Origin of the sequence: Sphingobium sp. JS3065 (genome assembly GCF_026427355.1) — a bacterium.
Lineage (GTDB): Bacteria > Pseudomonadota > Alphaproteobacteria > Sphingomonadales > Sphingomonadaceae > Sphingobium.
Window position 1 is genome coordinate 2,832,524 of record NZ_CP102664.1, and the last position, 12,762, is coordinate 2,845,285.

Genomic DNA, 12,762 nt, shown 5'->3' on the forward strand with positions numbered 1-12,762 from the left:
CCTTGGCTTCAGTCGCGCGGCGCGGTTTCCCTGATCAGCAGGTCGCGGGCCGCATTGATCTGGGCCGCCAGCGCTTCGGTGCCGCCCTTGTCCGGATGGACCGAGGCGATGAGACGGCGATGCGCGGCGCGGATGGCGCGGGCGTCCGCATCCGGCCCGACGCCCAGCAACTTGCGGGCCTCGATCACCGCCTGGGGCGCGGCGGCCTGCGGGACAGGCTTGCCCGGCCTGGCCTTCGCCTTGCGCGGCCAGCTCCGGGCGAAGAAGAACCAGGTGGCGCCCAGCAGCAACGGCGCGCCCAGCAAGGTCTTGCCCTTGGCGGCCACGACCGCGCCCACCAGGGCGGCGCCCAGCGCCATGCCATCCTTCGCGCTCATGCGTTGCAACCGTCCCGTCCAGATGAGCCAGGCCGCAAGCCCGATCAAAGCCAAGGCGAGCAGACCCATCAGGCCGCGCCGAGCAGATCCAGCGGCGCGGTCTCGATCCGGGATGGAAGGGCGAGGCCCGACACCATCTCCCGCAATTCCTGCCGCGCGGCGATGTGGCTGACGCCCAGTTCGCCCAGATGCCCCTTGTCCAGCAGGGTCAGGCCCGACGGGAAGAGTTCGCGGAAGATCACCCGTTCCGAAAGGCCCGGAATCACGCGAAAACCGACGCGGCGGGACAGTTCCATCAGCGCGTCGCCCACGCGCTTCTTGTTGCGGGCGTCATGATGCTGGACGCGGTTGCGCAGCACCACCCAGTCGATGGTGATGCCGTCCGCCTTGGCGCGGGTCTTGCGCGCCTCGAAAATCAGTTCCGAATAGAAGGAGAGTCGCTTCACCTTGAAGGTTTCGGCGTCCACCTGGCCGATCAGGTCGAAATCGACGAAACTGTCGTTCATCGGCGTCACCAGCGTATGGGCGCGGGCGGCCATGTGGCGGGCATAATCGTCGTCGCGGCCGGGCGTGTCGATGACCAGGAAATCCTTGCCCTCCGCCATGGCGGCGGCCTGTTCCTCCAGCGCCTGGACGCTGTCGCCGTTGAACACGGCGAAGTCCGGAGTCGGCAGGTCGATGCCGCGGCGGCGGGCGGTCTCTGCCCGGTTCTCCATATAGCGGGTGATGGTGCGCTGGCGCGGGTCGAGGTCGATCATGCCGACGCGGTTCCCCAATGCCGTCAGCGCGATGGCCGTGTGCACGGCGGTCGTCGACTTGCCGGTTCCGCCCTTCTCATTGGCGAAGACGATATGGTGCGTTTGGGCGTTCGCCATCGGACCTTTATTACCCCGTTGATTGTCGCATTGCATGTTGACCGCTCGAACCGGTCGTGCCTTAGCAGGATATACCCCTGTCGATGCCCTTATCGGAGCCACTCCTGTCGTGCAAACCCTCCGTGACCTGCCTTCGCTGCGCGCCGCCGTCGATGCGCTGAAAAGCGACGGAAAACCGCTGGCTCTGGTGCCTACCATGGGCGCGCTGCATGACGGGCATATGGCGCTGGTGGAGGAAGCGCGGCGCCATGCGGGGCATGTGGCGGTGTCGATCTTCGTCAATCCGCGCCAGTTCGGGGTGAATGAGGATCTGGACGCCTATCCCCGGCGGGAGGCGAAGGACGCGCAGATGCTGCAGGCGGCCGGAGTCGACATTCTCTGGGCGCCGACGGTCGATGTCATGTACCCGGCGGGCTATGCCACCAATATTTCGGTGTCCGGCGTGACCGAGGGGCTGGATGGCGCGGCCCGGCCCGGCCATTTCGACGGCGTGGCGACGGTGGTGACGAAGCTGTTCAACCAGGTCCGCCCGGATGTCGCCCTGTTCGGGGAGAAGGATTATCAGCAGCTCGCCGTGATCCGGCAGATGGTGCGCGATCTGGATGTTCCCATCGAGATTATCGGCGTGCCCACCCAGCGGGCCGAGGATGGATTGGCGCTGTCGTCGCGCAACGCCTATCTGTCGGAGCAGGAGCGCAAGGATGCGCTCGCCCTGCCCCGTGCGCTGGGCGAAGCCGCGCGGCAGATGGAAAAGGGGGCGACCGTCGAGTCTGCCATCGCCAAGGCTATCGCCCTGCTCGCGGCGCATGGTTTCGATCCCATCGATTATGTGACGCTGTGCGACGCGGTGACTCTGGAACCGATGACCGTGCTGGACCGCCCGGCAAGGCTGCTGGGCGCGGCGAAGCTGGGCAAGACGCGGCTGATCGACAATATTCCGGTTGATCCGATTTAAGTTCCGTCATCCCAGCTTTCGCTGGGATGACGACGTTAAAACGGCTTCACGATCACCGCGATCACGATGACGGCGGCGGCGATTCCGGGAATCTCGTTCAGCAGCCGCAACCGCCTTTCGCTGAGCGGGCGCAGGCCCCTTGCGAGCTTCTTCGCATAGCCCGCGATCCAGCCATGATAGCCCGACAGGCCCAGAACGAAGAGCAGTTTCAGGTGGAACCAGCCGAAATGCCAGGCGCCGATCTCCACCATCAGCATCAGGCCAAAGACCCAGACCAAAACCAGCGACGGGTTCAGGATGATCTTGAGCAGCCGCCGTTCCCGGTCGATCCACTTTTTGTCCTCGTCAGATCCCCCCGGGCATTGCTGGTGATAGACGAAGAAGCGCGGCATCATGAACAGGCCCGCCATCAGGAAGATGACGAAGATGACATGCGCGGCTTTGACCCACAAATAGGCTGCTCCCAGATAAGGCATAAGTTCAGTCTCCCGCTGTCCGCACATAGCTAAGCAGCGCTTCGACATGATCAATGGGGGTGTCGGGGAGAATGCCGTGGCCCAGGTTGAAGATATGCGGCCGCCCGGCAAAGGCGGCGCGGATGTTGTCGACGGCCTCTTCCACCGCGACGCCCCCGGCGATCAGCGCCAGCGGATCGAGATTCCCCTGCACCGGCAGCCCCTGCGGCAACACGCGATTGGCCCAGTGCGGATCGACCGTCTCGTCGACGCCGATCGCATCGACGCCGGTCCCGGCCGCATAATCGGCCAGTTTCGCCCCCGCGCCCTTGGGGAAGCCGATCACCGGAATGTCCGGATGGATCGCCTTCAACCTCTCCACGATCCGCCGGTTGGGCCGGATCACCCAGCGCTCGAACTCCAGCGGGGCCAGGCTACCCGCCCAACTGTCGAAAAGCTGCACGGCTTCGACCCCGGCCTCGATCTGGCCGGAGAGATAGACCACCGTCGCATCGACGATCGCGTCGATGATCGCGCCGAACTTTTCAGGCTGTTGATAGGCCATGCGGCGGGCGGCGCCCTGGTCCTTGCTGCCCTGACCCGCGACCATATAGGTGGCGATGGTCCAGGGGCTGCCTGCAAAGCCCAGGAAGGTCACATTCGGGTCCAGCGCGGCCTTCACCTGCCGGACCGTCTCATACACCGCCTCATAGCGGCTGAAATCGGGTTTCAGGGCCGACAGGTCGGTTTCGGCCAGGATCGGCGCCAGGCGCGGGCCTTCCCCGGCCTCGAACCAGAGATTCTGGCCCATGGCATAGGGCACGATCAATATGTCGGAGAACAGGATCGCCCCGTCGAAACCGAAGCGGCGAAGCGGTTGGAGAGTCACTTCGGCGGCCGCCGCGCTGTCATAGACCAGTTCGAGGAATCCGCCCTTTTCCGCCCGCAAGGCGCGATATTCGGGAAGATAGCGCCCCGCCTGGCGCATGAGCCATAGGGGCGGCACAGCGGGGCAAGCGCCCTTCAGGACCGAAAGCAAGGGCTTGGGCGTTAGGCCGTTCGAAAGGCCGGCATCGGATCCCGTCATAAACTCTCTTATATTTAGATTCAAAAGGATGATGGAGATAGTAGGGGCGGTTGGCAGCGGGGTTTATGCGCTGTGCCCCGATTTGCCAACAACTTGACTCTTCAAGGGCCGCGATTCCGGTCCGATTCAGTCCACTTATCCCCCTTATCCACAGGCTGTGGGTATAAATCCCCATCTGTTGGCGGGCTGTGGACAAGAGTCCCGGAATCGAGGAGGGCGATAAGCGCTTGATTTTCCCCGCAACCTATCCCTTGCTTTATCCACAGCCTCCCCACAGAGATATGCTTCATGTCTCGCATCCATCTCCACCTGCTATCGGACTCCACCGGCGAAACCCTGGAAAACATCGCCAAGGCAGCGATCGGCGCGTTCGAAAATGTCGAGGCGGTGCGCCATTTCTGGCCGATGGTGCGGTCCGACGTCCATCTCGACCGGATCATGGAGGAGATCGCCGCCAATCCGGGGTTGGTGCTGTTCACCCTGTCCAACCACCAGTTGCGGCGGCGGCTGGAGACGCGCTGCCGGGCGCTGGGCCTGCCCCATGTCGCGGCGCTGGACAGCGTGACCGACGCGCTGTCCAACATATTGGGGCAGGAAACCCGCAACCGGCCGGGCCGCAAGCATATATTGGACGAAGCCTATTTCGCTCGGATCGAGGCGATCCAGTTCACCATCGCCCATGATGACGGCGTGGGGCATGAAAATTGGGAGGAGGCCGATATCGTGCTGGCGGGCGTTTCCCGCGCCTCCAAAACGCCAACCTCCATCTATCTCGCCAATCGCGGGTACAAGACCGCCAATATCCCGCTGGTGATCCAGTCGCCGCCGCCGCAAGCGCTTTATGTGCTGAAGCATCCGATGGTGGTGGGGCTGACCGTCAGCCCGGAACGGCTGGTGCAGATCCGCCGCAACCGGCTGCTGTCGCTGAACCAGGCGCCCGAAACCAGCTATGTCAATCTGGACAAGGTGCAGGAGGAACTGGCCTTCGCCCGGCGCATGTTCGCGGACAATGGCTGGCCGGTGATCGACATGACCCGCCGGTCCATCGAGGAAGCCGCCGCCGCCATCATCAACCTGTTCAACGACCGCGTGCTGGCGGAAGGAGCCTGATCATGATCGTGCTGGCATCGCAAAGCGCGAGCCGCCGGGCGCTGCTGGAAGCGGCGCGGGTGCCGTTCGAGGCGCTGTCGCCCGGCGTCGATGAGGAAGCGGCGAAGGAAGCGCTGCGCGCCGACGGGCTGGATGCGCGGCAACTGGCCGACGCGCTGGCGGAGTTGAAGGCGCTGCGCGTGTCGCGCCGGGTGCCGGGCGGGCTGGTGCTGGGGTGCGACCAGACTCTCAGTCTGGAAGACGGCGCGATGATCGACAAGGCGGTCGACCGCGCCGATGCCGAACGCATATTGAAGCTGCTGTCGGGCCGGGTGCATCATCTGCACAGCGCGGCGGTGATTGCGCTCAACGGCGAGCCGATCTGGCGGCATATCGAGCGGGTGCGGATGACGGTGCGGCCCTTGTCGGACGCCTTCATCGCCCAATATCTCGACGGCGATTGGGAAGAATGCCGCTGGTGCGTCGGCTGTTACCGGATCGAGGGGCCGGGCGCGCAGATTTTCGCCAGGGTGGAGGGCAGCCAGTTCGCGATCCAGGGCCTGCCCCTGCTGCCTCTGCTTGACTTTTTGCGTGTCCGGGGCGTTCTGGCGTCATGACCGACAAGCTCCCCTATGCCGAGGTGATCGGCGATCCCATCGCGCACAGCAAATCGCCGCTGATTCATAACTTCTGGCTCGATGCGCTGGGGATAGAGGCGGAATATAAGAAGACCCATGTGACCAGCGAAGGGCTGTCCGCCTATTTCCTGGCGCGGCGGGCCGATCCCGACTGGCTGGGATGCAACGTCACCATTCCGCACAAGATCGCGGTGATGGACTATACCGACGATCCGGGCGGCGTGCGGGAGCGGATCGGGGCGATGAACACCATCGCCAGCGAAACCGGCGGGCCGCTGATCGGCACCAACACCGATGCGGGCGGATTCCTGCAACCCTTGCTGCGCGATAAGTGGAAGGGGCAGAGCGCGGTGCTGGTCGGCGCGGGCGGTGCGGCGCGGGCGATCCTGTTCGCTTTGACCAGCCTGGGCGTGCCCGACATCAGCGTCATGGTCCGCGACGCGGCGAAGGGGCAGGCGCTGCTCGACCGCGCCGGGGTCAAGGGCCGGGTGATCGGCATGACCGACACGCTGCCCAGGGCCGATCTGCTGGTCAACACCAGTTCGCTCGGCATGGTGGGGCAGCCGTTGCTGGATCTGGACCTGACGCCGCTGGCGGACGAGGCGACCGTCTACGACATCGTCTATGCGCCGCTGGAGACCCCCTTGCTCAAGGCGGCGCGGGCGAGGGATTTGAAGACCCTGGATGGGCTGGAAATGCTGATCGGGCAGGCGGCGCTGGCCTTCGACATCTTCTTCGATGCGGAAGCGCCGCGTGAGCGGGACGAGGAATTGCGCGCCTTGCTGCTCGCCGCCTGACAGCGATGAAGATGACGGCATGAAGATTTACGGCCTTACCGGCTCCATCGGCATGGGCAAGTCCGCCGTGGCCGCCATGTTGCGGCGGGAGGGCGTGCCCCTGTTCGACGCGGATGCCGAAGTCCACCGGCTGCAAGGGCCGGGCGGACCGTTATTGCCCGCCATAGAGGCCCGCTTTCCCGGCACCACCGGTCCCAGGGGCGTCGACCGGGCGAAGCTGGGCGCGGCGGTGTTCGGCCATCCGCAGGAGTTGAAGGCGCTGGAAGCCATCGTCCATCCCGCCGTGCAACAGAGCCGCAGCGCGTTTCTGCGCCGTCATCGCTCGCGCAAATTCGTCGTGCTGGACATTCCGCTGTTGTTCGAGACTCATGGCCATCGGAAGCTGGCGGGCGTCATCGTCGTCACCGCCCCCGGCTGGAAGCAGCGCAAGCGCGTGCTGGCCCGGCCCGGCATGACCGCCGCAAAATTCCGCCGGATCGTCCATCTGCAAACAGCCGATGCTGAAAAGCGGCGGCGGGCGGATTATATCATCCATACCGGGACGACCTTCGCCAAGACCCGCAGCCAGGTTCGCCGCTTGGTCGCTTGCCTTGGGGCGAAGACAGGCCGATAAGGGACAGTCCCGAAAGAGTCGTTGAAGAGGGCGATGCGCGAGATTATTTTCGACACCGAAACGACTGGCTTCGACCCTGGCTCAGGCGATCGTCTGGTCGAAATCGGATGTATTGAACTCTTCAACCGGGTGCCCACGGGCCGCACCTTCCACGCTTATTATAATCCGCAGCGGGCGATGCCCGCCGCCGCCGAAGCCGTGCACGGGCTGTCGGACGGTTTCCTGAGGGACAAGCCGTTATTTTCCGACGGCGTCCAGCAATTGCTGGCCTTTCTGGAGGACAGCCATCTGGTCGCGCATAATGCGCGCTTCGACTTCGGCTTCCTGAATCATGAACTGAAGCTCTGCGGCCTGCCCGAAGTGTCGATGGAACGGATGATCGACACCGTCGCCATCGCCCGGCAGCTTCACCCCGGCGCCAAGCACAGCCTGGATGCGCTCTGCACCCGTTACGGCATCGACCGCAGCCATCGCATCAAGCATGGCGCGTTGCTCGACGCCGAATTGCTGGCCCAGCTTTACATCGAACTGACCGGCGGCCGTCAGATCGGCCTTGGTCTTGCACAGGAGGAAGAGAAACTCATTATAAATATGGAACTTGCGGCGAAAGCCGCGGTTCGCCCTGTTCGTCCCGCGCGCGTCTTCGTGGCCAGCGCGGAGGAGCTGGAGAGGCACGCAGCGTTCGTCGCGACGCTGGACAAGCCGCTCTGGCTTGAAGAGGCCTGATGACAGCCGTCCCCTTCCGGGATGCGCTGCCTTCAAGCCTCCATGCCGACGGATCGCCATCCCGGGCGGTCCGGCAAGAATAAGGAGAAGGCATATGGATATTCGTGTTTCCGGGCATCAGGTCGATACGGGCGACGCGCTCAAGCAGCATGTCTGGACCCGTCTGGAGGCCATGGCCGAGAAATATTTCTCCCGCGCGCTTTCCGCCCAGGTGACATTCCGGCCAGCCCCGCACGGCGCCTTCCATTGCGACATCGTCTGCCATGTCATGACCGGCCTGATCCTGAAAGGCGCGGGTGAGGCGCAGGAGGCGCACCCCGCCTTCGAACAGGCCGCGGAACGGATCGAAAAGCAGTTGCGCCGCTATCTGCGCCGCCTGAAGGATCGCGGCGCCCAGACGGCCGCCGCCGAAGCCAACCGGGCCAATGGGTTCGGCCCGGATGGACTGGACGGGGCGGGCTATACGATTTTCGCCTCCCTGGCCGATGAAGAGGAACCGGCCGAAGCGCCCCTGATCGTGGCGGAAACCCGCGTCGACATTCCCGAAGCCAGCGTTTCCGACGCGGTGATGATGCTGGACCTGCGCAACACCAACGCGCTGCTGTTCGTCAATGCCGGGACGGCTGCCTACAACATGGTCTATCGCCGCCATGACGGGACCATCGGCTGGGTGGAGCCGCGCCTGGGCTGATCACCGCCCCCTGGCCGCCGGTTGACCTTGGTCTGCGGGCGGCCTATGGGGCCAGACTTTAAAGATCCGGGCATTGCGTCATTTTTCCGAAGCTGGGCGCGGCTCGGCTGGGATTCGGCATGGTTCATTTCAACGATATCGTCGCACCGGATGCGTTGGGCACCGCTCTTTCGGTCAACGGCAAGAAGCAGTTGTTTCAGAAGGTCGCGGCGCTCGCGGCGAAAGCATATGGCCTCAACGCCGATCTGGTGGCGGATGCTCTGCTGGAGCGCGAAAAGCTGGGGTCCACCGGTTTCGGCGGCGGCGTCGCGATTCCCCATGCCAAGATTCCCGACCTGAAGAAGATGTGCGGCGTGGTCGTCCTGCTCGATCCGGCGGTGCAGTTCGACGCGGTGGACGAAGCGCCGGTCGACATTGTTTTTGCGCTGCTTTCCCCGATCGATTCCGGGGCCGAGCATTTGAAGACGCTGGCGCGGGTGTCGCGCTATCTGCGGGATGAGGGGCAGGTCGCCCGGCTGCGCGGCGCGAAGTCGACGGCGGCGCTTCATGCCCTGCTCGCCGGTGGCGAGGCGCGTGACGCTGCCTGATTCCGGCGCCGAAGCCTCGCCCAGCGGGGAGGCGGCGCATTTCCGGGCGCTGGAGAATCTCTACCGTTCGGCGCCGATCAACCGGCTGTTCCGGTCGGAACTGACGATCCCGGTGGAGGGTCGGTCGATCATCCATTTCGATGTGGACGAAACGCAGTTCCATGCCGCCGGCGCGATACACGGCACCGTCTATTTCAAGATGCTGGACGATGCGGCCTTCTACGCCGCCAACAGCCTGGTCAGCGACCGTTTCCTGCTGACCACCAGCTTCAACCTGTTGTTCACCCGGCCGATCGGGCCGGGCCGCATCCGCGCCGAAGGGCGCTGGATCAGCGGCAAGCGGCGCGTCTATGTCGCCGAAGCCAGCCTGATCGACGCCGAAGGGGAGGAGGTCGGGCGGGGAACCGGCACCTTCATGCGATCGCAATTCCCGCTTTCCTCGCTGCCGGGCTATGCCGACTGATCGCTTGACCAGCGCGCTGCTGGTCAACGCGCTGGTGCGGCGCTGCGCCGCTGCCGGGGGTTTTGCCACTGTGCTGGTCAAGGGCGATGAAATCAGCGGCGTCATATTGATCCAGGCGCTTGAAAAAGGGCGGGAACTGGGCCTGTTCGAGCGCGTTTCCAATTTTGCGGGCGGTTTCAGCCTGACCCGCTGTGGCCCGGACCCGGACAAGGGGACGGAGGCGATGGCCCAATATCTTGCGCGACGCCGCGCTTCGGACCCCGATCTGTGGGTTTTGGAGCTTGATATCGCGGATGCGGAACGGTTCGCCGCTGAAACGATCTGTTAACCGTTGACTCCCCTTGCGCGCGCGGGCACAGGCCCCCGACGCTTTCAACGCGCAGGTTGCCGGTTTCGTCCATGGGGGGCGGATGCAGGTAAACACGCAGACGGGGGGCGGCCGGACGTCGGTGTTTTGGGTTTTGACGTCCCGGCCAAGAACCGCATGATTTTGAGCAATAATGAGTTTTCGTCTGAAGGCTGCGATCGTCGCGGCATTTTCCCTTTCCGCCGCTGCGGCGTTGAATACGGCCGACATGTCGAGCGCTTCCGAAGCGGCTCCGTCGGTCCTGCCCCTTCCGGGAACCACTGAGCTGAATGCAGCTCCGGCCGGCGCGAAGCCCGCCGTCACCTTTGCCGCGCCGCGCGAAGTCGTGCAGTCGCTGGCTCCCCTTTCCGACAGCGCCGATGTGAAGGCCGACAATCTCGCCGCCCTCGTGGATGCGCAAGGCATGGCCGAGGATGTTTCCGGCGACATGAAGTGCCTGGCCGGCGCCGTCTATTTCGAATCCAAGGGCGAAAGCCTGGAAGGCCAGTTGGCCGTCGCCCGCGTCATCATCAACCGCGCCCGGTCCGGCCGCTTCGCCGACAGCCTGTGCGGGGTCGTCTATCAGCCGGGCCAGTTCAGCTTCGTGCGCGGCAACGGCATGCCGTCGATCCGCATGGGCAGCGAAAGCTGGCGCGAAGCCGTCGCCATCGCCCAGATCGCAATGGAAGATAGCTGGGACAGCCAGGCCGAAGGCGCGCTCTATTTCCATGCCCGCCGCGTCTCGCCGGGCTGGGGCAAGCGCCAGTTGGCCGCCATCGACAACCACATCTTCTATCGCTGACACTTTCGCGCCGAGCGCGCAGGGGGTGAAGAAGGGCCGGTTCGGGAGTTTCCTGAATCGGCCCTTTCCTTTTGTTCCCTTCCTGTTCTAAGAACCGGGAATGGACTCCGATCTTTCCGACAGTTGTTCGCCCTTGACCGACGGCACGGCGCTGGCCGTGGCGCGGGGCACGCTGCGCCTGTTCTTCCGCCACGACATGAGCGGGATATTGGAGGTGCCGCTGCCCAATGGGCGGCGCGCCGACATCATGGCGCTGGACGGGGCGGGGCGGATCACCATCGTGGAGATCAAGTGCAGCCGCGCCGACCTGTTGGGCGACATGAAATGGCCGGATTATTTCGACTATTGCGACCGCTATTTCTGGGCGGTGCCGTCAGGCTTCGACCTGTCGCTGTTCGAGAGCGAGGCGCTGTGGCCGGGGCGGACGGGGTTGATCGTCGCGGACCAATATGATGCCGAACTGGTGCGCCCTGCGCCCATGGAACCACTGGCGGCGGCGCGGCGCAAGGCGGAGACGCTGCGCTTCGCCCGAAGGGCGGCGCGGCGGCTGACGGCGCTGGCCGACCCCGATCATGCGGCGGAACTAGGCGGTAATTTCGGCTGATTGGGTGGTTAGCCGTCATTCTTTTACCCCTCTCCCTGGAGGGTCTGCCAGAGGCACGTGACTCTGGCCGAGGCTGCGTAGACTTGGCAGCTTGCTGCCTTGGTCGTCGCTGGGTGAGGGAGCGAACAGGTCGATCATGCCCCCGGCATGATCTAAGGGCTGCGGGGCAGCCCTTACCTGTTCGCTCGATCCACAGGATCGCGCGGGCCGCAGGCCCGCACCCCCTCATCCAACTGCGCCTAGCTTCGCTCCGCTCAGCAAGGCTCCATATCCTTCTCCCTCAAGGGAGAAGGAATGTCTTGGGTTACCCAAAAATCAGAATACCGGCCCTTGCACCGGTCCCTTGGGCGCGGCCGTCGTCTTCGCCGCGCTCAGCGCTTCCGTCAGCCCCGGCGTGCGGCCGTCGCGTTCCGCATAGTCCCGCGCCGACATGCCGGCGATCGTGTCGCGCTTGTCGGGATTGGCCCCCTGCGCCACCAGTAGCCGGACCAGCCCCACATCGCGAAGCTGCACCGCCCGGATCAGCGGGGTTTCGCCGCTGCCATTGGCCTTGTCCACCTGCGCATTATAGGTGAGCAGGCTGCGCGCGCCTTCCTCGAACCGGGCCTGCACGGCGTCCATCAGCGGCGTGTTGCCTCCATTGTCGGTCAGGTTCGGGTTCGCGCCCTTGGCCAGCAGGAAGGTCAGCCATGTATTGTCGCGCCGGGCGACCACCAGGTGCAGCGCGGTGTCGCCCGTGGTCACGTCGCGGCTGTTGATGACGGTGGAGCCGGGCTTCTGGATCAGGTCGGTCACCTTCTGCCCGTCGGCATCCTTGACCGCCTTCAGAAAATTGTAATTGTCGGAAAACTGCGCGTGTGCGGCCATCGGCGCCGCGACCGGCGACAACAGCGCCAGGGCCAGAGCGGCGGCACGGCCAACGCCCATCCAAGCCGGAAAACGTCCTGTCATTTTGTCCATAGCCCCGTTGGGATTTGCAAATCGGGCCATAGCAGGGCATGGCTGGCGGCGCCATGAACAAAGCGCTGATTTCGCTCGCCCTGCCGCTCATCGCCCTGCTGGCAGCCTGTAATATGGGAACGGGAGGCAATGCATCAAGCGGGGATGAGAGCGCCCGGGGCGACCTGCATGGGGCGAGCATCGGCGCGCCCTTCACCCTGACCGATCAATCGGGCAAAAAGGTCCGCTGGGACGATTTCAAGGGCCAGTACCGGCTGGTCTATTTCGGCTATACCTATTGCCCGGATGTCTGCCCGGTCGACCTGCAACGCATCATGCAGGGCTTCGCCAGGTTCGAGAAGGACAAGCCCGCCCTGGCCGCGAAGGTCCAGCCGATCCTGATCAGCCTGGATCCGGAGCGGGACACGCCCGCCGTCCTCAAAACCTATGTCGCCGCCTTCCACCCCCGGCTAATCGGCCTGACCGGCACGCCGGACGAGATCGCCAGGGTGGCCAAGGATTTCGTCGTGATCTATAACAAGGAAGAGGCGAAGGGCGCGAGCGACTATCTGGTCAGCCACAGCCGCACGCCCTATCTCTTCGGGACCGATGGCGCGCCGGTCGCGCTGGTGCCGGTGGACGATCCGGCGACGCCGGACGTGGATGAGGGCGACCCTGCCAAGGTCATCGCCTTCCTCGAAAAATGGATTAAATGACG

Annotated in this window: 18 protein-coding genes; 13 read left to right on the forward strand and 5 right to left on the reverse strand. The window is 64.6% G+C overall.

Annotated features, from left to right (window positions below):
- Positions 1-8: 8 nt before the first annotated feature.
- Positions 9-446: a DnaJ domain-containing protein gene (locus NUH86_RS13845; RefSeq protein ID WP_267250035.1), complete on the reverse strand. Its 438-nt coding sequence runs from the start codon at positions 444-446 to the stop codon at positions 9-11.
- On the reverse strand, positions 446-1,252 hold the full coding sequence (locus NUH86_RS13850; protein ID WP_267250036.1) for a division plane positioning ATPase MipZ: 807 nt from the start codon (positions 1,250-1,252) through the stop codon (positions 446-448). The genes NUH86_RS13845 and NUH86_RS13850 overlap by 1 nt, the downstream gene beginning before the upstream one ends.
- Positions 1,253-1,361: 109 nt before the next feature.
- Between NUH86_RS13850 and panC the strand changes: the two genes are divergently transcribed.
- Entirely contained in the window at positions 1,362-2,207 is an 846-nt protein-coding gene (gene panC / locus NUH86_RS13855; protein WP_267250037.1) for a pantoate--beta-alanine ligase, read from the forward strand.
- Positions 2,208-2,242: 35 nt separating this feature from the next.
- Here the strand turns inward: panC and NUH86_RS13860 are convergent, their stop codons facing one another.
- Positions 2,243-2,683, reverse strand: a complete 441-nt coding sequence (locus tag NUH86_RS13860; RefSeq protein ID WP_267250038.1) for a CopD family protein — start codon at positions 2,681-2,683, stop codon at positions 2,243-2,245.
- 4 nt (positions 2,684-2,687) lie between these two features.
- On the reverse strand, positions 2,688-3,749 hold the full coding sequence (gene hemE / locus NUH86_RS13865; protein WP_267250039.1) for a uroporphyrinogen decarboxylase: 1,062 nt from the start codon (positions 3,747-3,749) through the stop codon (positions 2,688-2,690).
- 288 nt (positions 3,750-4,037) lie between these two features.
- Here hemE and NUH86_RS13870 point away from each other — a divergent pair, with 288 nt between their 5' ends.
- The 11 genes from NUH86_RS13870 (at position 4,038) to NUH86_RS13920 (ending at position 11,105) form a co-directional block, all read left to right on the forward strand.
- A complete protein-coding gene (locus tag NUH86_RS13870; protein ID WP_013848129.1) occupies positions 4,038-4,859 on the forward strand; it encodes a pyruvate, water dikinase regulatory protein in 822 nt (273 codons plus the stop codon).
- 2 nt (positions 4,860-4,861) lie between these two features.
- Positions 4,862-5,455, forward strand: a complete 594-nt coding sequence (locus tag NUH86_RS13875; RefSeq protein ID WP_267250040.1) for a Maf family protein — start codon at positions 4,862-4,864, stop codon at positions 5,453-5,455.
- The gene (gene aroE / locus NUH86_RS13880; RefSeq protein WP_267250041.1) at positions 5,452-6,273 is read left to right on the forward strand and encodes a shikimate dehydrogenase; all 822 of its coding nucleotides are present in this window, start codon (positions 5,452-5,454) and stop codon (positions 6,271-6,273) included. Before NUH86_RS13875 ends, aroE begins: the two co-directional genes overlap by 4 nt.
- Before the next feature lie 19 nt (positions 6,274-6,292).
- The gene (gene coaE / locus NUH86_RS13885) at positions 6,293-6,886 is read left to right on the forward strand and encodes a dephospho-CoA kinase (RefSeq protein ID WP_267250042.1); all 594 of its coding nucleotides are present in this window, start codon (positions 6,293-6,295) and stop codon (positions 6,884-6,886) included.
- A gap of 33 nt (positions 6,887-6,919) precedes the next feature.
- Positions 6,920-7,612, forward strand: coding sequence for a DNA polymerase III subunit epsilon (dnaQ, locus tag NUH86_RS13890; protein ID WP_267250043.1), 693 nt, complete (start codon positions 6,920-6,922; stop codon positions 7,610-7,612).
- A gap of 94 nt (positions 7,613-7,706) precedes the next feature.
- The gene (gene hpf / locus NUH86_RS13895; RefSeq protein ID WP_267250044.1) at positions 7,707-8,303 is read left to right on the forward strand and encodes a ribosome hibernation-promoting factor, HPF/YfiA family; all 597 of its coding nucleotides are present in this window, start codon (positions 7,707-7,709) and stop codon (positions 8,301-8,303) included.
- A 119-nt stretch (positions 8,304-8,422) separates the two neighbouring features.
- Positions 8,423-8,890: a PTS sugar transporter subunit IIA gene (locus NUH86_RS13900; protein WP_267250045.1), complete on the forward strand. Its 468-nt coding sequence runs from the start codon at positions 8,423-8,425 to the stop codon at positions 8,888-8,890.
- Positions 8,850-9,353, forward strand: coding sequence for a PaaI family thioesterase (locus NUH86_RS13905; protein ID WP_267250046.1), 504 nt, complete (start codon positions 8,850-8,852; stop codon positions 9,351-9,353). The genes NUH86_RS13900 and NUH86_RS13905 overlap by 41 nt, the downstream gene beginning before the upstream one ends.
- The gene (locus NUH86_RS13910) at positions 9,343-9,681 is read left to right on the forward strand and encodes a DUF1491 family protein (RefSeq protein WP_267250047.1); all 339 of its coding nucleotides are present in this window, start codon (positions 9,343-9,345) and stop codon (positions 9,679-9,681) included. The genes NUH86_RS13905 and NUH86_RS13910 overlap by 11 nt, the downstream gene beginning before the upstream one ends.
- 172 nt (positions 9,682-9,853) lie before the next feature.
- Positions 9,854-10,501: a cell wall hydrolase gene (locus tag NUH86_RS13915; protein ID WP_267250048.1), complete on the forward strand. Its 648-nt coding sequence runs from the start codon at positions 9,854-9,856 to the stop codon at positions 10,499-10,501.
- A 100-nt stretch (positions 10,502-10,601) separates the two neighbouring features.
- Positions 10,602-11,105, forward strand: a complete 504-nt coding sequence (locus tag NUH86_RS13920) for an MmcB family DNA repair protein (protein WP_267250049.1) — start codon at positions 10,602-10,604, stop codon at positions 11,103-11,105.
- A 315-nt stretch (positions 11,106-11,420) separates the two neighbouring features.
- On the opposite strand, the gene NUH86_RS13925 is transcribed toward NUH86_RS13920, so the two are convergent.
- A complete protein-coding gene (locus tag NUH86_RS13925) occupies positions 11,421-12,056 on the reverse strand; it encodes an ankyrin repeat domain-containing protein (protein WP_267250050.1) in 636 nt (211 codons plus the stop codon).
- Between the two features lie 47 nt (positions 12,057-12,103).
- On the opposite strand from NUH86_RS13925, the gene NUH86_RS13930 reads away from it, so the two are divergent.
- Positions 12,104-12,760, forward strand: a complete 657-nt coding sequence (locus NUH86_RS13930; protein WP_267250051.1) for an SCO family protein — start codon at positions 12,104-12,106, stop codon at positions 12,758-12,760.
- Positions 12,761-12,762 lie beyond the last annotated feature (2 nt).